The sequence below is a fragment of the Paenibacillus gyeongsangnamensis genome (assembly GCF_027533625.1).
GTDB lineage: Bacteria > Bacillota > Bacilli > Paenibacillales > NBRC-103111 > Paenibacillus_G > Paenibacillus_G gyeongsangnamensis.
In genome coordinates this window covers 57,556-79,257 of the sequence record NZ_JAQAGZ010000020.1, presented here as the reverse complement: position 1 = coordinate 79,257, position 21,702 = coordinate 57,556, and the positions used below count along the sequence as shown (strand labels likewise).

Below are 21,702 nucleotides of genomic sequence, written 5' to 3'. Positions count from 1 at the left end.
TCTTTACAATGCCAGCTGCAGCTTCCGGTATCGGACCATTTCGATTTCGGGAGTATGAACGGCCCACGGCACGCCGATTTCCGAAAAAAGCTTTCTTCCAATCGAAGCCTCTGCGATGATCTTGTCAATCCCGTCGATGACGGCAAACGTCGTATCGTCCTCCGGAAGCTGTTTCACCTGTTCTTCCGGTACTGCGCGGATGATACCCGAAGAAGTGAACGCGCCGTTGGCTGCGAGAAGCATGCTCCGGCTGTTTTGCAGCGGGCAGAAAAGGCTCTCCTCTTCGCCCCGAAGGTGCCGGATCATATTCAGATACATGTTGCGCACCAGCTTCTCGTCTTCAAATACGAGTTCTTCTTCCTGTCCCGCGGAAGAGGCGTAATGAAGACGATGGTTGTAATACCACCGCATTCGGCCGGATTCTCCCTCGATGTCAATGTAAGGGATCTCGCTTTTATCGTGACACAGCGTAGTATAGATATGAAGGCTGACCCCGTTCTTGGCGCGGATCCTCACGGCAGCGGTATCCTCGGATTCGATCCGGTGCCCTTTGTACAGCTCGGCTTGCACCGTTACCGGCTCCGCCGCTGCCGGATCGCCTGCGCCTGCGGCGACGAACGCGTTATGCAACAGGTGCGAGAATGGGTTGAGCAGGGTACCGTCCAGCACATACTCGCCTCGGTAGCGGATCGCTCCGGCCCAGTATGTTCGGCTGTAATATTTCTCGGAGCGCTTCCACATGCCTACGGCCGTAACGTTCATGATCTTCCCGATCCTGCCTTCCCGAAGCTCGCTAAGCAGCTGCCTGAACGCCTTGCCAGATGTGTTCTGAAATTGAACCGCAGCCGGAACGCCCGTCCGCGATTGAACTTCGATCATTTCATCCAAATCTTCAATGGTTACCGCGGGCGGCTTCTCCAGCAGCACCGGAACGCCGAGCTGAAGCGCATCGATACACATCCGCTTGTGAAGCGGAATCGGCGTGGCGACGACGGCAAAATCGAGTCCGGGATGCTTCAGCATGTCTTGATAGTCCGTATAATGCGCAGCGCCCAGTGAGTTCAGCGTCTGCGCCTGCTCCCCGAAGCGGTCCGCATACGGCTCGCAGTAAGCCGCGCAGTGGATCAGGCCTTCGCGCGCCAGCTCCGCAATCATACCGACGTGAAGCTTGCCCCAGCCTCCAATGCCGATCAAACCTACTTGAAGCGGTTTCATGAAACATTCCCCCTTGTCGGTTGCTAAGGATAAGCCTAACCTTAAAGCAAGCCCGTAGGAATGTCTTCTCACTTTCCGAACTGGATTTCAACAATCGGTATGCCCTTTTCTAACCTGCAGAAAACCCCGCGGGTCCGCGGGGCATGAAAGATTCGGATCGTGGATCAGCCGTGCTCGAGCCACCGGACTTCGTCCGGCGTCAAGCGGATTTCCGACCCTTCCTTGCAGGAAGCCAGCTCCTCCGGCGATTGCGCGCCGATCAGCGCCGCCGTAGGGAAAGGCTGATTGAGTACGTACGCCAGCGCGATCTGAATCGTGCTGACTCCCTTCCGTTTGCCGAGCTCCTCCGCCCGGTAAAGCCTCTCCCAGTTCGCATCGCTGTAGAAGACGCGGACAAGATCGGCGTTGTCCCGCACTTCGGGGGTGAAACGCCCGGTGAAGAAGCCGCGGGCTTGCGACGACCACGAAAGCAGCGGAAGCTGGTGCTCCTCGTGCCATGCGCAATAATCCTCATCGGCCGAGACGCAGCCCGTCCAGAACGGCTCCTTCGCTTTGGCAAGGCTGAGGTTCGGGCTGTTGAACGTAAAGCCGGCCAATCCTTTGGAAGCGGCATACTCGTTCGCTTCCTGAAGACGGGCGGTCGTCCAGTTCGATGCCCCGATTGCCCGGACCTTGCCTGCCCGAATGTGTTCGTTCAAGGCATCGATAATGATGCTTACCGGTACGGCCGGGTCGTCGCGATGCAGTGCATACAAATCGATATAATCCGTTCCGAGACGCTCCAGGCTCGTAGCCAGATCGCTCGCGATCGCTTCCGGATTGACCTTCGGTCCGTTCTTGTCGTGATGCGCGCCCTTCGTCAGGATGATGACCTCCTGCCGGTTGCCGCGATCCTTCATCCAGCGTCCGATCGTTTCCTCGCTCTCTCCGCCGCAGTAGATATAAGCCGTATCGATCGTATTGCCGCCGGCGGCGAAGAAGCCGTCAAGCACGGTGCGCACTTTATCGTAAACGTTATGCTTAAAATAGTCCGAGCCCTGGATCAGGCAGGTTACCGGCTTGTCTAAGCCTTTAATCTCAATCGTTCTCATGGCTGTGGCCTCCTTATGATTTGCGATTTGAATTTGGCGGTTATCCCGGCACTTGCTTACCGGATTTCAATGCGTTTGCGTTCCCGGGCCGACTGCAGGCAGGCGTCGATGACCCGCATGTTCAGCACGGCATCCTGAGGGGAGTACGGCAGCGGCTCGCCGCTCAGCACGGCCCGCGCGAAGGCATCCGCTTGGAGGGCGTATTGGTTGACCCGGGGGACTTCAACCTCTCTTCGCCCTTCCTTGGTGGAGACGAAGAAATGATCGTTTTCGTTTTGTCTGGCGACGTAAGCGGAAGGTACCTCGATCCGTCCTTCGGTCCCGATGATTTCGAGCACGTTTCGGCCCGCCGCCCACATGCCGCAATCAAAGGTGAGCGCCACGCTTCCCGGGAATTCTAGCAGCCCGGACGCCATCATATCGACTCCGTCATGCTCATCGGAGAAGAAGGCGTGAACCGTCGCCGCTTCAGGCTCCCGGTTCAAGATCATCCGTGCCGCGCTGATCGGATAAACCCCGACATCATACAGCGAGCCACCGCCCCAATCGCGGCGATAGCGCACGTTCTTCGCATCCTTCGCGTTGTTGAACGTAAACGCGCCGTGAATTCCACGAAGCTCGCCGATCTCCCCGGAGCCGATAATCTCGCGGATCATCTCGTAACGAGGGTGGTACCGGTACATGAACGCTTCCGCGAACTGGACGCCGGCCTTCGCGCAGGCATCCGCCATTTCCTCCATCTCCCGTGCATTCAGCGCGGCCGGCTTCTCGCAAAGCACGTGCTTGCCGGCTTCGGCGGCACGGATTGTCCATTCCTTATGCAGATGGTTCGGCAGCGGAATGTAAACGGCATCAATTTCCTTATCGGCGAGCAGCTCCTCGTAGCTTCCGTAGGTTTGCGGGATGCCCAGCTTCGCCGCCGTTTCCTCCGCTTTCCGGGTGTCCCGGCTGGCGATAGCCGCCGCCACTCCGGTTTGAGATTGCTGGATTCCGGGAATGGTCGAACGGATCGCGATCCCGGCACAGCCGATAATTCCCCAGCGCAGCTTCTTGTCGCTCATGCTTCACTTCTCCTTTATCAAGCAGATTTAAGATGATATTGCCATTATATTGAACGTTGTCTAAAATGAAAATAATAGCTTTTTGCAATAGGATAAAACAATATTGTCATCGCCCGGAGGTTCGTTAAATGAGTAGACACCTTCAGTTGCCTACGTTGAACCGGCATGATTATTTCATTCTGCCCGAATCCGTCGGCTGGTACTGGGATATGCCGGAGCATCAGGTAGCACGGGCCCCCGGCGCCCTGAACAACTTCAGCATTCACCTGATCACCGGCGGCCGAGGGTACGTGGAAACGAAAGAAGGAACGATGACCCTGAGCCGGGGGGACGCTTTCCTCTTCTTCCCGCTTCAGCCCCAGCGGTATTATTCGGACGAGGACGATCCTTGGGACGTCAGGTGGATGCACTTCTACGGGAATACGCTGAAGGAATACATGCTGGAGCGCGGCTTCCAGAGCTCCTCCGTCTGGACGGTCCGCTCCGTCAAGCCCTTGGAGCAGGCTCTGTCGGAGCTGCTGGAGGAAGCGGAGCAGCACGCCTTTCTTAGGCCTACGCGCCTGTCGGCGTTAACCTATGCCGCACTGGCGGAATTCGTGGCACAGGCATCGCCCCTCTCTTCAGCAAGAACGCCGGAGGCCGCCGACAAGATCACGCCTCTGCTCCCGAGAATCCAGGCGGAGGCGTGCCGCGCCTTCGATCTGGCCTATTGGGCTGCCGAAGCCGGGGTAAGCACATATTATTTTTGCAAGCTGTTCAAAAAAACGACCCGGATGACCCCTATGACCTTCGTCACGCTCTGCCGGCTTCAGATCAGCAAGCAGTGGCTTCTGGAGAAGCGGGACCTGACCGTAAAGGATATCGCCGCGGATGCGGGGTACCCCAGCACGAGCTATTTCAACAAGCGGTTCCTGGAGCAAGAAGGAATGACTCCTACCGAATACCGCCAACTATACCAGCGGCAATAACCCGCATGCGGGGATGAAGTCCGGGGCCTTTTTTGGTATGCTGTTAGGGCAGGCAAGCGGAAGGCGCAGCCTACGAAAGGAGTATGTATGAAATCACTCGTTTTAGCGGAAAAGCCGAGCGTGGCCAAGGAAATAGCCCGCGTGCTCGGCTGCACGAGCAAGCACAAGCATTATATCGAAGGGCCCAAGCATGTCGTAACCTGGGCTCTGGGCCATTTGGTGACCCTCTCGGATCCGGAGGAATACGATCCGAAATATAAAACGTGGAATTTGGAGGATCTGCCCCTGCTTCCGGAACGGATGAAGCTGAAGGTGATCCGCGAGACGACGCCGCAGTTCAAGGCGATCCAGCAGCTCGCCGCACGCAGCGACCTATCGGAGCTCGTCATCGCGACGGATGCCGGACGCGAAGGCGAGCTCGTAGCCCGCTGGATCATGGAGCTCGTCCGTTGGAAGAAGCCATTCAAGCGGCTCTGGATATCCTCTCAGACGGACAAGGCGATCCTAGACGGCTTCGCCTCGCTGAAGCCCGGTACCGCCTACGACCCGCTCTACCGCTCGGCGGTATGCAGGGCGGAGGCCGATTGGCTGATCGGGCTGAACACCACCCGCGCGCTGACCTGCAAGCATCAGGCGCAGCTGTCGGCGGGCCGCGTGCAGACGCCTACGCTCTATATGCTGATGGAACGGGAGCGGCTTATCCAGTCGTTCCAATCGAAGGATTATTGGATGCTGCGGGCCCAGCTGGATTCGTTCCAGGCTGAATGGCGCAGCGAGAAGCAGCCGGACGGCCGCTTGTTCGACGAGGCGGCGGCCGACGCTTTATTGCAGCGTCTCGCTCAAGCGAAGAGCGCCAAGGTCGCCCGGCTCAAGACCGTGACGAGGAGCGAGCCTCACCCGCTCGCCTATGATCTGACGGAGCTGCAGCGGGATGCGAACAAGCGGTACGGCTTTACCGCCAAACAAACGTCGAACGTCCTCCAGCGCCTTTATGAGCAGCATAAGCTCGTGACGTATCCGCGCACGGATTCGCGCTACCTGTCCTCCGATATGGTATCGACGCTGCCGGGCCGCCTCGAAGCTTTGAACGTTCAGCCTTACGCGCCGCTCGTTCGCCCGCTGCTGCGCAGGCCCCTTCCCGTAACGAAACGGATTGCAGACGACAGCAAGGTGTCCGATCACCACGCGATTATCCCGACGGACGAGCGGCCCCAGCTCGGACTGCTTACCGCCGATGAACGGAAGCTGTACGATCTGATCGTGCGCAGATTTATTTGTTTGTTCTATCCGGCTTATCAGTATGACGAAACGTCCGTGACAGTCGATATCTTGGGCGAAAGCTTTTACGCCAAAGGACGGATCGAGCGGGACGCTGGTTGGAAGTCCGTTTACGGGCAAGATTCCGTGCCGGATGAAGAGGAGGAGGAAAACGATGCGGATCCGGGCAAGGAACGTTCCGCCGTCCAATCGCTGCCTCCTTTGCAGGAGGGTACGGAGCTGCGCAGCGTCAAGCTGTCGCTTCTGAAGCAGTATACGAAGCCCCCTGGCCGGTATACGGAGGCCTCTTTGCTGTCCGTGATGGAAAAGCATCATATGGGAACGCCCGCCACCCGGGCCGACATCATCGAGAAGCTGCTCTCCACGGATACGATCGAACGCAGGATGAATACGCTCCAGCCGACCGGCAAGGGCGCCCAACTCATCGATCTCGTCGTACCCGCCCTTCGCACGCCCGAGCTGACGGCCGAATGGGAGCGGGAGCTGGAACGCATTGCAAAGGGACAAGGCAACGACCGGGCGTTCATGAAGAATATTCGGGAGCAGACCGAAGCCATCGTCCGGGAGGTTAAGACGAGCGAAACGGAGTATAAGCCGCACAACCTGACTTCCTCCCGCTGCCCCGAGTGCGGCAAGCCGCTTCAGGATATCAAAGGAAAGCGCGGCAGAATGCTGGTCTGCAGCAGCCGGGAATGCAGCTACAAACGGGCTGCCGAGGCTCCGCTGTCGAACAAGCGCTGTCCGCAATGCCGCAAAAAAATGGAAATCCATACGGGCAAGGTCGGCAAATATGCCCAGTGCCGTCCGTGCAACGTGATCGAAATGCTCAGCGAAAACGGCGGCGGCGGACGGGCGGCGAAACGTCAGCAGACCCAGCTCGCAAAGCAGTTCAGCGACGGCGAGCAGCAGAACAACAGCCTCGGCGATGCCCTGAAGCTGGCCATGGAACGAATGAAAAAAGACTGAAAAAAAAGCTTGATGACCTCATTCGGGTCATCAAGCTTTTTTCGTCATCAGCGGACGCACCTCATGTTCATAGAACGTGCGGAGCTGCTCCTTTTCCTGCTCGGTAAATTGATATTCGATATCCCTGCCTTCATCCTGCGGAACGATCTGGACGATGTCCCCGGATCTCGTGCAAATAATCCATCCCGTCAGCTCGCTGATCTCCTCGGGCAGCGTCGTACCAGGCTCCAAATCGAAGCGGACCTCCACGTCGGTCCACTGCTCGTCCCTTGGCCCCGCCTGTGCACGCAGACGGACAAATTTCAGCTCCTGAGCCTCCGTATCCCCATAGCGAATCATCCGATCACCTCTTCTGCAGGGTGGTGCCCAGGCTTCCGGTCAAATCCTCCATCGCCGGCTTCAGAATCGGATAATGAAAGTGGAAGCCATGCGATATCGCCACATTCGGAAGCACCCGTTGCCCTTCAAGCAGCAGCGAAGCCAGTTCGCCGAACATCAGCTTCATGACGAAAGCCGGTACGGGAAAGGAGTACGGCTTCCCCATCACGTTGGCTAGCGTGCGGCCGAACTCGTCATTCGTGACCGCTTGCGGCGCCGTTGCGTTGACGGGTCCTTCCAGCTCGTCCTTCTCCACGCAAAAGTCGATCAGACGGATCATATCGTCGATATGAATCCAGGACAAAATTTGACGTCCGGTACCGATGCGGCCTCCCAAGCCGAACTGAAACGGCTTGCTCATCTTGGGAAAAGCGCCGCCGTCCTTGCCGAGAACGATTCCGACACGCAGCAGGACGACTCGGGTATCCGGAATTTGCTCGGCCGCCGCCTCCCACTGGTCCACGACCGAGGACAGGAAGTCGCCCGTGAACAGCTCGCTTTCTTCAGTGAACGTATCCGTTTCGGAAGCGCCGTAAATGGAAATGCCGGATGCGTTCACAAGGACTGGTTTATAATCGAGCCGTTCGATCATACTGCGTACACGCTCGACCGCATCCAGACGGGATTTCAGAATTCGTTCCTTCGCGGATGACGTCCAGCGCTGGTTAATGGTTTCCCCCGCCAGATTGACGATGGCGTCCGCTCCTTCAATCGGCTTGACGCTTTTCTCCAAATCCTCCCATGTGACATAGCGAAGCAGCGGATTGTCGGATTTCCGTTTTTGCCGGGAAACGCAAACCACCGTCGCCTTTTTCTCCAAATAATATTCGGTCAGATGCCGCCCAACAAAGCCGGCGCCACCTGTAATGACTACCTTCATCCTGCTTCCCCCGTCAATCCAGTTATGTTATCGTAACCCTTATTATATTACATAACCGGCAGAAGCCAAACAAGTATATGAAAACTTTTCAAAATTGTTGCCGTATCCGTTCTTCCGGCATTGTCAGTTTGTTTCGTTTCACTATATAATTTAAACGGGAGGTTCGATGTATGGAAACTAGAGAAACCCTTGAACAATTTATTACGCACATGCAAGCCATCAACCGCTTCCTCCGTTCCAACGTATTTGACCAGCAGAATACGCCGCTCACACGGGTTCAGTGGCTTCTCCTGCGCAACCTGAATCGTACCGGCCCGCGGACGGTCGGCCAATTGGCTGTCCATCTGGATGTGAGACCCAGTACCATGACGCAAATGATCGACCGGCTGGAAAAGGCGGGACTGGTATACCGCGAGTCCAGCGAACCGGACGCAAGGGTCCGTTTCGTCAGCTTGACCGAGGAAGGGCTCAGTATCATCCGGCGAACCGAAGCCTTGTGGGCGGAGTCGCTTACGGAACCGTTCGAGCGGTTGTCGGAGTCGGAGCGATACCAGCTTGTGGAATACATGAAGCGTCTGGCGGAGGCGCTCCCTAAGAAATCCTAAGAGGCTGCAAGACTGGCACCAAAGAAGGTAATCATCTTCCCGCTTCACGAATCTTATTGCTTCCCATGTTTGAAAAAAGTAAAATGTTTTGAAATAAAGCAACCGTATCGGAGGCCATACCCAGCATGTGGAACATGAACGGGGTTACGCTGGACCGACTGTATGACAGCGGTTCATTTGTTTTATACCGGGCAACCCATACCGAGACGAATGAGATTCGGTTACTGAAGAGACAAAAGCACGTCCACCCTCTTCGGGCGGACGGCTCCCTGCTGCGCAGAGAACTGGAAACGGGAGGCTCGCTTCCGCTTGCTCAGCGGATGTTCCCCTTGGAGCTGATCGCCTTTGAACAAGAAACGGCGCTGCTGCTCCGTGATGAGGGGGAGGTTCCGCTTTCTTCGCTGCTGAGCGCAGGCCCGGTTGCGATCCATCATTTTCTGCCGCTGGCCGTTTCCATGTCGGAGGCCGTTCATCAGCTGCACCGGCTGAATTGGGCTCATCTGCGGCTTTCGTTATATAGTTTTTTTGTCGAATCCGAAGGAAAAAGCGTGAAAATTTCGGATTTTTACGCAGCGGAGCCTTTTTCCTCCATCGAAAACAATAAACCGCATTTCGAAAGCGGCGAGGAACTGCATTCCTTCGTTTATGTATCGCCGGAGCAGACGGGACGGATGAACCGCAAGGTGAATTACCGCTCCGATCTCTATTCGCTGGGCGTCTTATTTTATGAAATGCTGACCGGCGTTCCTCCTTTTCATAGCGAAGACGTGAATGAGTTGGCGCATTGTCACGTAGCCCATCAGCCCATTCCCCCTGCGCAGCGGTCTCCCCTCATTCCGAAGACGCTGTCGGATCTCATCATGAAATGCTTGGCCAAGCATCCGGAACAGCGATACCCCAGCGCATTTGCTCTGCAGCTGGATTTGGAGCGCTGCCTGTCGGAGCTGGAGCTCCATGGCCGCATTCCGGACTTCGAGGTCGGGGCGTCCGGCGGATCGGATCAATTCTATGTGTCCGAGACGATCTATGGACGGAGCGAGGAGCTCGCAGCCTTGAGGCATGCCTATACCAGCGCAAGCCAAGGCGGTCTCGAGTTCGTACTTGTCAAAGGAATGTCCGGCGTCGGCAAGTCTTATCTGATTCACGAGTTTCAAAAGTCGCTGCAGCGGCAGCCGGGCTTGTTCATCACCGGCAAATTCGATCAATTCAGGGAAGATCTTCCTTATCAAGCGATCATACAAGCGGGCAAGCAGCAGATTCAATATTTGCTCACCCTAAATGAGAACGATTTTCAAATTTGGAAAGAACGCATTTTGGAAGCCGTATCGCCGAACGGTCAAGTGCTGATCGATATGGTTCCGGAGCTTGAGCTGATTCTCGGCAAACAGCCGCCGCTCGCGAAGCTCCCTCCTGCTGAAATGCACAACCGGTTTATCCTGACGCTGGAGAAATACTTGTCCGTCTTCATCAGCAAAGAACGGCCGATGATTATGTTTCTTGACGACTTGCAGTGGGCCGACCCCGGCTCGATTCAGCTGATTCAGGACATGGCGCAGCGGGCTATCGAGAAATACGTCCTGTTTATCGGCGCATACCGGGATCAGGAGCTCGGCGAATCCCATCCCGTTCGCTTGATGACGGATAAGCTCGCCCGTAACGCCAATCTCCATCTGATTCAATTGGAGCTGGAGCCCCTGCAGCCTACGCATATTGAGACGATGGTGCGGGATACCCTCAGGCCGGTCCGTCAGCCGATTGAAGATTTGTCGGCCCAAATTATGAGCAAGACGAAGGGAAATCCGTTTTTTACAAAGCAATTTTTCCGCTCGCTTTACGATCAGAAGCTCCTGTACTTTAATTACGACAGCGGTTTCTGGGAATGGGAAGCGGGGCAAATCCAAGAGCTTCATATCACGGACAATGTCGTCGACTTCATGATTAACAAAATCAAGCGGCTTCCTGAACCTCTGCAGCATGTGCTGATGCATGCCGCATGTATCGGAAACCAATTCAATGTGGAGCTGCTCTCGCTCGTGACCGAGCAGTCTTCGGATGAAGTCATGGGACTTTTGAATCAGGCAAGCAAGGACGGTCTCGTCTTGGCTGTTCCCATGCCGAATCAGGAACACGACCCGGTCTACAAGTTCATGCACGACCGCGTGCTCCAAGCCGTCTATTCCCTTGTCGACAAGGAACACAAGAAGCAGATGCATATCCGAATCGGCAAGCTCTACCAGCAGATTTGGACTTCAGAGCAGCAGGAGGACCGCGTCTTCGAAATCGCGAACCAGTTGAACCAGGGTCTGGAGTTGCTGAGCTCGTGCCAGGAGAAGGAGCAGCTCGCCCAGCTGAACTTGTCTGCCTGCCGCAAGGCCAAACGAAGCGCAGCCTATGACACGGCGCTGAAGTATGCCAACTACGGCCTTCATATGCTGAATAAGCCGATCAGCTGGAATGACCAGTACCCGCTAACGTTCTCCCTATCGCTCGAGCTTGCCGAGCTGGAATATTTATGCGGACACTTCGGTGAAGCCAAGCGCACGTTCGAGACCGTCGTATCCCGCGCCCGGACGAATGTGGAGAAGGCTGAAGCCTATAATTCGATGATGGTGCTCTACACCAACATGGGTGAGCATATGCAGGCGCTGGAGATGGGACTGGAAGGGCTGCGCCTGCTCGGCGTCCCGATTCTGGGCACCCCGAACCGGGCCGCCATCTTATGGGAAATGCTCAAAACCCGGTGGAACATGGGCTCGAAGCATCCTGAGGATCTGCTCGATGCTCCCGTCATGACGGATCCCGTCCACATAAGCGTCATGCGTCTGATGGTAAATCTGATCCCGCCGGCCTATTTCTTAAATTCGGACTTGTATATTTATTTAATGCTCAAGATGTTCAACTATTCGCTTATTCACGGCCAGTCGGAGGGATCGGCGTTCGCCTATTCCACCTACAGCGTCATTCTCAGCTCCATCTTCGGGAGATTGAAGGCCGGCTGGGATTACGGACTGCTCGGACTGAAGCTGAGCGATGCGTTCGATAACTTGGCCATCAAGTGCAAGGTTTATTTCGGCTATGGCGCTTTTACCAGCAACCTCAAGGACCACATCGATCAGAATGTGGCCTACTTGCGGAAGGCTTACCGGTTCGGAACGGAATCAGGCGATTTCGTTTACGCCGGATATTCGATCGCCTTCAGCTTTTTTCTGCGGTTATACAAAGGCGATCATTTGAGCGAGATATTCAAGGAGTCCGAAGAGTACCGTTTGTTTATTAATAAAGCCCAAGATCAGGATACGATCTCGATCTATACGGTACTGCAGCGGTTTATGTTGTTCCTGAAGGAGTCTCCTCCCCTGTCGACTCATCCGGAGGAAGAGGCTTTGATTCAGCCGTTCATGAACGAAGAGGAGCAGCTCCAGCTGCAAGGCTTCGGGAACAAGGCGGTCATACATACCTATTATGTGCATCAGGTGCTGGCATTTTATATGTTCGACCGGTTGGAGGAAGCCAAAGCGGTCAGCGAGGCCATCGAAGATAATTTGAAATCGGTCTTCGGTCTGCTGTTTGTCAATCTTCACTACTTTAACCGGGCGCTTGTATACGCCGCCTTGTATCCGTTCGCCTCTCCTGCCGACCGAAACAAATATCGCACTGCGATACGTCAGAGCATCCGCTTCCTCGAGAAGTGGGCGCGGCACTCGCCTGATAATTTCCTGCACCTTAAGCTGCTGCTCGAAGCGGAGTGGTGCCGTATTCACGGAGAAGGCGCTGCCGCCATGGAAAAATATGAGCAGTCGATTCATTATGCGGGCAAAAATCGCTTCTTAAACTACGAAGCGCTGGCAAACGAGTGCGCGGCCAAGTTTTACATCGCAGCCGGAAAGCTAAAGATCGCCCGCTCTTATCTGCTCGAGGCGCGAGCCCTCTACGCCAAGTGGGGTGCCGTAAGAAAGGTCGCGGATTTGGAGCGGAAGCATCCTTATCTCGTCAGCCGCGCTCAGGCCGGCGAACCGACGATCGATGTCTCGACGATGGTCAAGGCTTCCCAGGCGATCAGCGGCGGAGAAGCTTTTCATCACATGCTGGACAGCATCATGACGATTTTGCTCGAAAATGCCGGAGCCGACAAAGGGCTGCTCATGCTGGCCAGAGACAACAAGCTGTTCGTGGAAGCAGAGAAGATGCTGAGGCAGCCGCTGAACGCAATGCACGCCCTTCCGCTGGAGGAATGCGATTCGGCCGCCGTCCAGGTGCTGCAATTCGCGGCCAGAACGGAACGGGCCCTCTGCCTGGACGACGAAGGCGAGCTTCATACCTTCAGCAAGGATCCTTATATTCAGCTCAGGAAGCCGAAGTCCGTGCTTTGTTTGCCGATTATCAACCTGGGCAAGCTGGCAGGCATTCTTTATTTGGAGAATCAATCCGCCAGCGGCGTCTTTCATGAAGAACGCTGGGGAACCTTGAAGCTGCTTGCTTCCGAGATCGCGATGTGGATTGAGAATACGAAGCTGTATGCCCATCTGGAGTACAAGGACTATAAGCTTCAGCTGCTGGAGGAGCAGGAGAAGAACGTACGGCTTCGTCTTGATGAGAAGGAGCGCTGGGTACAATCGGCGGAAGCGACCATGCTGAACATCCGGAAAGCGCAGCATGAGCTGATCAACAACGTCCAGACGGTTCACGCGCTGCTGATGATGAACAAATACGATATGGCGAAGGACTACATCTCCGTCTGGTGCAAGGAGATTGTTCAGCAATCCGTCGTCAACTCCGTCAAATTCCCCGTTCTGGGCGTTGTGCTGAGCAATGTGTCCCTGCACTGCATTTCCGGCAAAATCGACCTGCAGGTCGGCGGAGAGCTGGACTGTCCCTTTGACGGGCTGACGGTTCCCATCAGCTATTTCTCCAGTATCGTACATAATTTGCTCAAGAACGCGATCGAAGCGATTCCTCCGGACGATCCGCTTCGCACTTTGAAGCTCACGATTATGATCGAAGACGGCTTCTATAAGCTAACCGTGTTTAATACAGGCTCTTATATTGCCGAAGAACAGCGGAGCCGCATCTTCGATAAAGGGTTCTCGACCAAATCCGGATCGGCCAATTCCGGTCTCGGGCTCCATATCGCCCAAAATTACCTGCAGCATTACGGCGGCAGCATCGAGTGCCATTCGGAGGAAGGCGTCGGCACCACCTTCTCGGTTTATTTCCCCCGTAAAGCGGAGCCGGCCTACCCGCTTACACCGGCGATAGGTCAGGTAGTGGAAGGCTAAGCATATCAAAGCCCATCGCCATAAAAGTGCGATGGGCTTATTTTGGTTGATAAGACTTTATAAATTTTTGCAGCTTATAGCTTCGCATCAACCTTGATAAACGCGCTAGTCCTTGTAAGACAAGGACGGCGTAGCCGTTTATCCTGGGTGCAAAATAAATCCCGCTTACGTTGCGGCTGCCGCAAATTGGCGTTCGATAAAGTCCAGAGCTTCGGTCAAATGCTTGCCGAAATAATCCCAGTTATGCTCCCCCTCAAACTCCATATATTCGTGGGGGTAACGGATTTGCTCCAGCAGCGATTTGTATGCGACGTTGAGCGGATACAAGTAATCCGACTTCCCGCAATTGAAATGCAGCGCGGGCTTCTTCTCTTCCTTCACCCTTCTCGCAGCCAGCACATGTAGGTCAAGCTCCTTGGCGAACGGTCCCTGCACGGGGCCGATCATGCGGCACACGTCGGTACGAAGCATGTCCTCGGTCAATTGACTTGTGGCCGTAAGCGCTCCTGCGATGCTAGAAGCTGCGGTGAATACGTCCGGATTCCGCAGCGACAGCACAAACGCCCCATAGCCTCCCATGGACAAACCGCACACCGCGCGGTGCTCGGCGGAAGCTATCGTCCGGAATTCCCGGTCGATGGCCGGAATCAGATCGTATAGAATATAGTCCTCGAACCGGCCCGAGCCGTCGTACCAGTTTACATAGAACGTCCCGTGCCCGTAGCCCCCGTCGCTCGGCATGACGATGATGCTCTCGCGCAGGCTGCCGGAACGCATCATCCGGTAGAGCGTGGCCTCCGCCTGTCCTTTCAAGAGCCAATGCGCCTCGGAGCCGTACAAGCCATGAAGCAAATAAATGACCGGGTACCTCCGGTCCTCCGACGCGTGATAGCTGGGGGGTAAATAAACATGGCATACTTTCCGGGCGAACAAGGCACCGGAAAAAAACGGGAATGGCTGGACACTCATGGAGGACTCCCCTTCCTTCCAACGCAAATTCGGATTTTAGTCCAATACCGCCGTGATGTGCTCTTCGGTAATGGCCCAGTGGGACGTATTCCAGATCGTTTCTTTATCTTTGATATATAAAATTTGCGGAGAAGCATGCTTCACGCCGGTATCCTCAGCGATCTGATTCGAGACCGGACGCGATTCGATCACCTTCACCAAGGCATAATCGACATTCGGATTCGGGTTTTTCCCGAGGTACGCATCATATTCCTTCAGCGCATTGAAGCTGACAGGGCAAGCGGTGCTATGCTTGAGGATCACAACCGGCTTCTCCTGAGAGCCGGACATTAAGTCATTCCATTCTTCATTCGTCGTAATTTCTTTCCACTGGCTCATATCGATTCCTCCTCATCATGAACATGCGGCCGGCCATCCGCCGGTCACGCCTCTTTGCTATCGTAATAGTGATGCTCGGCCGTTATCGTTTCCCCTAACGTCACTATACCGAACGAATACTTGGGCTGCCGCCGCTTGTCGGTAGGCGAACCGGGATTAAACAGCAGTACGCCGCCGCGCCGCTCCAAATACGGAATATGCGAGTGTCCGAACACGATTAAATCAACCGGCGCCGCTTTAAAGCTGTGAAAAGCGGTTTCCGCCGTTTGACGTCCTCCGTCTCCGTGCACCATTCCGATCTTTTTTCCGCCCAGCGTCAGTTCCTTCCTGCGGCCGAATCGTCTGACTAAGGAAGGGCCGTCATTATTGCCTGCAATCGCCTCAACCGGCGCAATAGCGAGGAACAAGTCAACCACCTCTTCGTCCACCCAATCCCCGGCGTGCAGGATCAAATCAACCCCGACGAGCCCGCGGACCAAAGCAGCAGGCAGCGCCTTCGCCCGTGAATACATATGAGTATCGGAAACTACTCCGATGCGCATCGTTTGCCACGCTCCTTCGCCTCAAGGCTCATTCTTCCATTCTATCACACCGTACTCCAAAAGAAAAAATACTCCCGGAATCATGTTCCGGGAGCAAAAACCTGGCTTAATCCAATATCGTAAACCAATCGACCTTCTGCGAAGCAAGCAGCTTGCGCTTACCCTGAAGCTCGCTGTATACCGACAGCTTGTATTGCTTCAGCTGTTCGACCAGGAATACCAGATCGGGGTCCGCCCAAGTGAGCTTCGTATCATGCTCCCCGAGTTCCAGCTTCTTGTCGTCCGTGGAAGGCGCGGTCTCCAGGAAAAAGCTTTGGCTCAGCTTTACATTGCCTTTGATGTCCTCGAATTCGATGACCAGCTTCGTGCCGTCCGTATTCGTCTCAAAATAGCTGTCCTTCTCCAGCTTGTAGCGGAAAAGGACCCGTAGCTCCTTTCTGTCGAGCCAGGTTTGCACATGGCCGAGCGAAATCTGGTAAGGAAAGAAAGCAACGTTCTTCAGGCTGGGCTTTACCTCAGTCGCTTCCGCAGGGAGCGCCATCTCCACCGCATTCAGGAAGCCGTCCGGCTTCTCATCGGGTCCCGTCCAATGCTGATCGGTGGTGGATTCGCCAATGACCAGCTTCAAACCGGAGGTATCCATATCCATCGGAAGCTTGGCGGTAAACGATTGCAGCGCTTTACCCGAAGGGTTCAGACGCTGTTTCACCTCGCGAAGCTTGGTCGGGAACAGCTGATCGTCCGGCGTCTTCACGAATGCCGTAAGCTTAGGGACGGCGGCGGATCGCTTCTCTTCGTTCCGGCTTTCCAGCTGAACCTCGAACAGCTTCGAGTTGTCGTCAATGTAGGTATGGACCGCCCTCGGAGCGAAGCTGGCTTTGCGCCCCGCTCCCGAGATGGGCTGCCTCCCTCCGAGCGCGACGGACGGAAGGGTTGCGCTGCCGAGAGGCAGCTCGAACTGCGCCATATCCTGCGAGGATTGGTCGCCGGTTTTCTCCTGAACGACCAATTTTACCGAATCGAAGGGGTACAAATATGGAATTTTGGCCGCCAGCATCGTATGCACAGCCGTTCCCGCCGGCAGCCCGACCGCACGATCGGTCCGGATGATCTTAGCCTCCACCTTGGCGCCTTCGTCCAGCATGAAGTATGCCTTCAACTCGGGAAAGGGCATCGCGTTCGCCTCGCCGTGAGTCAGCGACAAATCCGCCGCCAGCACATCCTGGTCGTCCCAAGGCATTCGGCTGAGCTTGTCCGCCTGGAGCCGGTAAGTTCCGTCAGCATTCGTGTACTCTGCGGTGTAACCTGGCGGAGTGGCGTTTGGAGCCGATAACGGCACTTTCAATGCCGCTATCGGATAATTCAGCTTCTGGTCGCTGTTTAGCGTTACCGTCTGGGATATTATGACGTCCCAAACCTCTTGTCCCGAGGCGGCTGAAGACGGAATCATGGCTCCTTTCAGCTGCAGATCGACCGGCACCCCCGGCGTCAGCAGCACCTTGTCGGCAACGGCTGCCGGTTCCAGCGGATACTGTGCTCCGCCGGGTGTCCTTAGGGCGAACTGCAGTCCGGGCAGCTTCAAGCTGGATTGTCCTTTGTTTGTCAGCTTCAACGTGAGCTTGGGCGTAACATAGGTTTCCTTGGGCTGAATGTTCAGCCGCGTCACTTCGGCATCTACCTGGAAGCTGCCGAAGCTTAACGTCTGGCTGCCTCCCGCTCCCCGCAGCACCGTCGCCGCATCGTCAGGAAACCGGATGTCACCCACCCGCGATTCCAACGACCGGCTGCTGTAATTCCAACGGATGATTGTAAAAATCAAATCGCTGAGCTCTACGGCATCGTTGATGGGGGCATAGAACGAAAAATCCATGCGTTGACCTGCGGGAAGCTCCTTCTTAAGCTTGTCCTGCGGCAGCAGCTCCGCTTTGAACTCGGTGCCTGCCGAGCTTTTGATGCGAATCCAGTAATCGAGGAACGACTTCTGCCTTCCGCTGTTATTCTCAACCGTCATCGTAAAATACAATATCGGCCCGTTCTCCGACGGGAGAATAACGGCATTCTTCAAATCGAAGATCAGCTCTTCCTCCGTTGTGACCGGAGCAAGCCGCTGCTCCTGAGCGAGCCGATCCCGCTGATATGCTTCTTCCAGCGCCCAAGCCGGGGGTGCCGGAAGCGATGCGGCGATCGGGGCCAGCGCGAGCAGCCCGAGCAAAGCGCATCGGATATGCTTTCTAAGTGTCATATCAACCTTCCTCCTTCTGGTCCGGAGGAAGCAGAACGATCCGGCCGTCCTCCAGCTGCACTTTCAATTTGTTCGAATCCCGCAAACCGATCGACTGCAGCATCTCCGACGGGATTTGCAGCCGTCCCGCTTTATCCAATACCGCATATTCCACATGGGACTCGTTTTCCTCCTGCAGCCCGTTCTCCAGCTCCGCCAGCTCGTCGGCGTACGATTTGCGCCGGATAATTTCGGAAGACGTCTTGCCGTCTCGAATCGCTACGACACGGTCGACCTTCTTCGCCAGAAGCGGATCGTGAGTGACGATAACGACAGTCAGACCGAGCGTCCGGTTTAGCTCCCGGAACAGATCGAGAATCTGATTCGCCATGCGCGTATCGACAGAGCCTGTCGGCTCGTCCGCCAGCAGAAGCTTCGGCTGGTTGGATAACGCGATCGCAATCGCGACCCGCTGCTGCTCGCCGCCCGACAGCTGGCTCAGCTTGTTGCCCTTCCGGTGGCTGAGCCCGACCGCCTCGAGCAGCTCCAGTGCGCGTTCCCGGCGCCGCTTGCCCTTAAGCAGAATCGGCAGCTCGACATTCTCCAGGGCGGTCAAATAAGGAATCAGGTTGCGGGCATTGTTCTGCCATACGAAGCCGACGGTTTCCCGTTTATAATGAACGATATCTTTCTCGGAAAATTTCAACAGATCCTTCCCGTCGACGAACAGCTGCCCGGCCGAAGGTCGATCCAGCCCTCCCAGCATATTCAAGAGCGTCGATTTGCCGCTGCCGCTGTTGCCGATGATGGCCATCAGCTCGCCCGGCTCCACGCGCAGGTCGAGACCCTGAAGCGCTACGACCTCAAGGTCGGCGACTTTATAAATTTTCACCAGGTTATCGCAATGAATCACCGCTGGTCCTCCTTAGTCCTCTCCAAGCTTTACGGCCTGATGAATTTTAATCCGCGAAAGCATCGAGCCCAGAATGAACAGTCCGAGAAGCAGCATGAACCCGACGATGATAAACAACTGAAGCTGGTCTCTCGGATCGAACGTTACCTGAAATGGCGGCACCTGCGACTGGGATTGCAGAGAAAGCTGGAACATCGGAACGAATAAGCGGCTTGCCGTTCCCCCAAGCAAGACGCCCATCGCAATAGCGGCCCCTGACGTCATCAGCTGCTCGCCGATGAGCATGGAGAGCAGCTGCCGGAACGAAATGCCCATCGCCCGCAGGATGCCGAATTGGAGCACTCGCCCGGACAGCGATAGGATCCAATACAGCAGGAAACCGCAGAAGCTGATCGTGATGGAGATCAGAAACCCAAGCGTCATGACGCCGTTGATGGCCATAAGGAACGGATCGTTTTTCGCCCGGATCAGCATTTGTTTGGCGTCGTCCAGCTTGGTCACCGGAATTTGCTTGTCCTCCAACGCTTGATATAGCTGCTGGCTTGTCGCTTCCGGCTTCAGCTTCATCCACACGTCGTAAGGCTCCAAAGCGAGATTGTTCTGAATGTAGGGCAAATTTCCTACGATCAGCATCGGATATTTCACCTTGCTTACCTTGCCGTTCTTCCCGGCCGCCCCGCCGGTCGGCGAGCTGACAGCGGACTTATCGCTGAAGTTCGGGTTCGGATTCCAGGAAGGCCAATAATCGACAATGCCGTAAATGTTGAACATGGCGCTCTGTACGCCCCTCCAGCCGGTATTAATATGATCGCCGGGCTTCAAGTGATACTGATCCGCCAAAGTCCGGGAAATCAAAACGGCCGAAGGATTGCTGCCCAGCAAATTTAAATATTCATTGAAATGATGGTCGAGAAGACCGTTTCTCAGCCAGGCCGTTTGCCCGAAGGCATCCGTGTCGATCCCCATCAGCAGTGCGTTCCCGCTGTCCTTGCCGATGCTAAAGGCAGCATCCTTCTTAAGAAACACCTTGGCCGCCTGCTCGACACCCGGCAGCTGCGTCAAGGGAAGAAACGGCGGCTCCGAGAACTGTACCTTCTTCTTGGGCGCGGGGAGCACGCTTGGAGCAGGCGAATCTCCGCCGTCGGCGGCGGCGCCGTCGCCTTCATCCCCCATGCCGGGAGGCGGGGCGTCGTCCTCCCATTTGATTTGCATCGCAATGTCCGCGCCGTTGGTATACATGATTTTCTCCATTGCGTTCTTATTGATTGTCCTGGCGGCGCTGGCACTGAACATGCCGGTAGCGAGCGTGACGCTGAGGAAGACCATAATCGCTTGATATTGGGAGGCAGACCGTCCTACCTGAAGCAAGGTCGAATATAACGACGGCGGCCACCACCTTCGCCCGGCTGCATAGATCAGCCGGACGAGCAGCGGATAAATGCGCAGGATTAAAAAGGCGCAGCCCAGCACGAAGAGTGCCGGTACCAGAAACAGCAGCGGATCGATCTGCAGGTCGGATGCGTCAAGACCCAGCGATTGCAGATCGGCCATGCGGCGGCGGAACGACTGCAGCCCATAAAGCGAAATGCCGACGAGCACGATGTCAACGTAATATTTGTGCCAGAACGAAGGCTTGTGCTGGCGGGCCATCTGCTGCTTATGGCCGACTATGGTGGTTCGCGTCGCGAACAGGACCGGCAGTATCGTCGTAACCATCGAGCAAATGACGGCTATCAGACCGTATTGGTATGCTTCGCCGCTTAGCTGGACCTTGAGCGCCGATCGCTGGACGAACTCCAGAAACCCGTTCGAAGACCCCAGCATTTTCGTCAGCATGAGCCCGAGGAACGGACCTGCGGCAAGAGCCGCTATGCCGAGGAGGAATCCCTCCATCAAATAGCTCAGCACGATCTGCAGCCGGCTTGCGCCCCGGCTTCGAAGTACTGCAATCTCCGTCTTTTGCCGCTCTGTAATCAGATTCGACACCATGAAGAGATAGTAGGCCAGCATGATCATGACCGGAACGTTGAGCGACCAGAGCATTAATCGCAGCTTGGCTTCCTTCGCATAGTAACCGCCGAGCGTTTGCATCGCCGGGGCCTTCATCGACGTATTCTCGAACAGCTCTCCCAGAAAGCCCTCCGTCCGCTGGTAGGAGGTGATGAACCGGCTAATCGAATCGAGCGACATCTGGGTATAATCGAACGCCGTATACCATACGGTGGAACGAACGCGCAGAACGCCGTCTTCCATGAAGTCTTTGTCGAAGATATCATAGGGAATAAGGAAGCTGCTGCGGTAGCTGGACAAATAATTGTACCAATACAAATCATCATACGATTTGCGGTCGATTACGCCGACCACCTTGAACCGGACTGGCTGCTTCAGCTGCTCCTCGTCAGAAACGATGAATTCGTTGCCGACCACAAGCTTGAGGTTGGACAACGCATCCTCGACCACCAGCACTTCGTATACTCCTGGATCGGACTGATTCTTGGGCCATACCCCGTCCTTCAGCACGGCGTGCTCCTCCATGCCGCTCAGTGAAACCACGTCAACGGAACGGTTTACGCCCGGATCGATTCTGGACGGATCGGCAGGCACCATTTTGTATCGGTCCGTTGACCTTTCCGTGACGAAGGTTTTGATCGGGAGCTGGAACCCCGGCTGAGCCTTCTCCGTCATATACGTGTCCGATTGACGAAGCTTCTTCACCGTATTCGCCGGGTCCTGGTCGGAAGCATACACCGAAGTCCAGAAAATGCCGGAATATTGAAGCGTATTCGTCTGCAGGATTTCCAAATCCTTGATGAGCAGTCTTTGCAAAATGGCACTCGTATAGATCGGCATGCTGCTGCTGAGTCCCACCGAAATGACGAGTCCAAGCAGCAAGCTGAGCTCGAGCCATTTATTTTTGGCCATTTTGCGTATCATCATGATCCATAACGCCACGAAGCGTCA

At 55.6% G+C, this 21,702-nt stretch carries 15 protein-coding genes; 4 read left to right on the top strand and 11 right to left on the bottom strand.

Going from position 1 to position 21,702, the window contains the following annotated elements; all coding sequences use genetic code 11:
• Positions 1-3: 3 nt before the first annotated feature.
• The 3 genes from O9H85_RS26700 to O9H85_RS26690 form a co-directional block, all read right to left on the bottom strand.
• Positions 4-1,215 carry a Gfo/Idh/MocA family protein gene (locus O9H85_RS26700; RefSeq protein WP_269884456.1) on the bottom strand — a complete coding sequence of 404 codons (1,212 nt, stop codon included), beginning with the start codon at positions 1,213-1,215 and terminating at the stop codon, positions 4-6.
• A gap of 164 nt (positions 1,216-1,379) precedes the next feature.
• Positions 1,380-2,306 carry an aldo/keto reductase gene (locus tag O9H85_RS26695; protein WP_269884455.1) on the bottom strand — a complete coding sequence of 309 codons (927 nt, stop codon included), beginning with the start codon at positions 2,304-2,306 and terminating at the stop codon, positions 1,380-1,382.
• 56 nt (positions 2,307-2,362) lie between these two features.
• Positions 2,363-3,367, bottom strand: a complete 1,005-nt coding sequence (locus O9H85_RS26690) for a Gfo/Idh/MocA family protein (RefSeq protein ID WP_269884454.1) — start codon at positions 3,365-3,367, stop codon at positions 2,363-2,365.
• Between the two features lie 128 nt (positions 3,368-3,495).
• Between O9H85_RS26690 and O9H85_RS26685 the strand changes: the two genes are divergently transcribed.
• Both O9H85_RS26685 and O9H85_RS26680 read left to right on the top strand, forming a co-directional pair.
• Positions 3,496-4,335: an AraC family transcriptional regulator gene (locus O9H85_RS26685; protein ID WP_269884453.1), complete on the top strand. Its 840-nt coding sequence runs from the start codon at positions 3,496-3,498 to the stop codon at positions 4,333-4,335.
• A gap of 87 nt (positions 4,336-4,422) precedes the next feature.
• A complete protein-coding gene (locus O9H85_RS26680) occupies positions 4,423-6,579 on the top strand; it encodes a DNA topoisomerase III (RefSeq protein ID WP_269884452.1) in 2,157 nt (718 codons plus the stop codon).
• 30 nt (positions 6,580-6,609) lie between these two features.
• On the opposite strand, the gene O9H85_RS26675 is transcribed toward O9H85_RS26680, so the two are convergent.
• Together O9H85_RS26675 and O9H85_RS26670 are read right to left on the bottom strand one after the other, a co-directional pair.
• The gene (locus tag O9H85_RS26675; protein ID WP_269884451.1) at positions 6,610-6,918 is read right to left on the bottom strand and encodes a S1 domain-containing protein; all 309 of its coding nucleotides are present in this window, start codon (positions 6,916-6,918) and stop codon (positions 6,610-6,612) included.
• Between the two features lie 4 nt (positions 6,919-6,922).
• Positions 6,923-7,837, bottom strand: a complete 915-nt coding sequence (locus tag O9H85_RS26670) for a TIGR01777 family oxidoreductase (protein ID WP_269884450.1) — start codon at positions 7,835-7,837, stop codon at positions 6,923-6,925.
• 170 nt (positions 7,838-8,007) lie between these two features.
• On the opposite strand from O9H85_RS26670, the gene O9H85_RS26665 reads away from it, so the two are divergent.
• Together O9H85_RS26665 and O9H85_RS26660 are read left to right on the top strand one after the other, a co-directional pair.
• The gene (locus O9H85_RS26665) at positions 8,008-8,442 is read left to right on the top strand and encodes a MarR family winged helix-turn-helix transcriptional regulator (protein WP_269884449.1); all 435 of its coding nucleotides are present in this window, start codon (positions 8,008-8,010) and stop codon (positions 8,440-8,442) included.
• Positions 8,443-8,567: 125 nt separating this feature from the next.
• Positions 8,568-13,718 (top strand): AAA family ATPase, encoded by a 5,151-nt coding sequence (locus tag O9H85_RS26660; RefSeq protein WP_269884448.1) that lies wholly within the window; start codon positions 8,568-8,570, stop codon positions 13,716-13,718.
• Positions 13,719-13,883: 165 nt separating this feature from the next.
• Here O9H85_RS26660 and O9H85_RS26655 read toward each other — a convergent pair whose 3' ends face one another.
• From O9H85_RS26655 to O9H85_RS26630, 6 genes are all read right to left on the bottom strand, one after another.
• Entirely contained in the window at positions 13,884-14,687 is an 804-nt protein-coding gene (locus O9H85_RS26655) for an alpha/beta hydrolase (protein ID WP_269884447.1), read from the bottom strand.
• A gap of 36 nt (positions 14,688-14,723) precedes the next feature.
• Positions 14,724-15,065 (bottom strand): bacillithiol system redox-active protein YtxJ, encoded by a 342-nt coding sequence (gene ytxJ, locus O9H85_RS26650; protein WP_269884446.1) that lies wholly within the window; start codon positions 15,063-15,065, stop codon positions 14,724-14,726.
• A 44-nt stretch (positions 15,066-15,109) separates the two neighbouring features.
• A complete protein-coding gene (locus tag O9H85_RS26645; RefSeq protein ID WP_269884445.1) occupies positions 15,110-15,607 on the bottom strand; it encodes a metallophosphoesterase family protein in 498 nt (165 codons plus the stop codon).
• 106 nt (positions 15,608-15,713) lie between these two features.
• The gene (locus tag O9H85_RS26640) at positions 15,714-17,849 is read right to left on the bottom strand and encodes a hypothetical protein (protein ID WP_269884444.1); all 2,136 of its coding nucleotides are present in this window, start codon (positions 17,847-17,849) and stop codon (positions 15,714-15,716) included.
• A gap of 1 nt (position 17,850) precedes the next feature.
• Positions 17,851-18,741, bottom strand: a complete 891-nt coding sequence (locus O9H85_RS26635; protein WP_269884443.1) for an ABC transporter ATP-binding protein — start codon at positions 18,739-18,741, stop codon at positions 17,851-17,853.
• Positions 18,742-18,753: 12 nt separating this feature from the next.
• A complete protein-coding gene (locus tag O9H85_RS26630) occupies positions 18,754-21,693 on the bottom strand; it encodes an ABC transporter permease (RefSeq protein WP_269884442.1) in 2,940 nt (979 codons plus the stop codon).
• Between the last annotated feature and the right edge of the window lie 9 nt (positions 21,694-21,702).

Bases quoted from the DNA above. Each gene is read 5' to 3' on its own strand.
- O9H85_RS26690 (WP_269884454.1), bottom strand. From the start codon at position 3,367: ATGAGCGACAAGAAGCTGCGCTGGGGAATTATCGGCTGTGCCGGGATC.
- ytxJ (WP_269884446.1), bottom strand. From the start codon at position 15,065: ATGAGCCAGTGGAAAGAAATTACGACGAATGAAGAATGGAATGACTTA.
- O9H85_RS26685 (WP_269884453.1), top strand. From the start codon at position 3,496: ATGAGTAGACACCTTCAGTTGCCTACGTTGAACCGGCATGATTATTTC.
- O9H85_RS26670 (WP_269884450.1), bottom strand. From the start codon at position 7,837: ATGAAGGTAGTCATTACAGGTGGCGCCGGCTTTGTTGGGCGGCATCTG.
- O9H85_RS26645 (WP_269884445.1), bottom strand. From the start codon at position 15,607: ATGCGCATCGGAGTAGTTTCCGATACTCATATGTATTCACGGGCGAAG.
- O9H85_RS26665 (WP_269884449.1), top strand. From the start codon at position 8,008: ATGGAAACTAGAGAAACCCTTGAACAATTTATTACGCACATGCAAGCC.
- O9H85_RS26640 (WP_269884444.1), bottom strand. From the start codon at position 17,849: ATGACACTTAGAAAGCATATCCGATGCGCTTTGCTCGGGCTGCTCGCG.
- O9H85_RS26700 (WP_269884456.1), bottom strand. From the start codon at position 1,215: ATGAAACCGCTTCAAGTAGGTTTGATCGGCATTGGAGGCTGGGGCAAG.
- O9H85_RS26660 (WP_269884448.1), top strand. From the start codon at position 8,568: ATGTGGAACATGAACGGGGTTACGCTGGACCGACTGTATGACAGCGGT.
- O9H85_RS26655 (WP_269884447.1), bottom strand. From the start codon at position 14,687: ATGAGTGTCCAGCCATTCCCGTTTTTTTCCGGTGCCTTGTTCGCCCGG.
- O9H85_RS26680 (WP_269884452.1), top strand. From the start codon at position 4,423: ATGAAATCACTCGTTTTAGCGGAAAAGCCGAGCGTGGCCAAGGAAATA.
- O9H85_RS26695 (WP_269884455.1), bottom strand. From the start codon at position 2,306: ATGAGAACGATTGAGATTAAAGGCTTAGACAAGCCGGTAACCTGCCTG.
- O9H85_RS26675 (WP_269884451.1), bottom strand. From the start codon at position 6,918: ATGATTCGCTATGGGGATACGGAGGCTCAGGAGCTGAAATTTGTCCGT.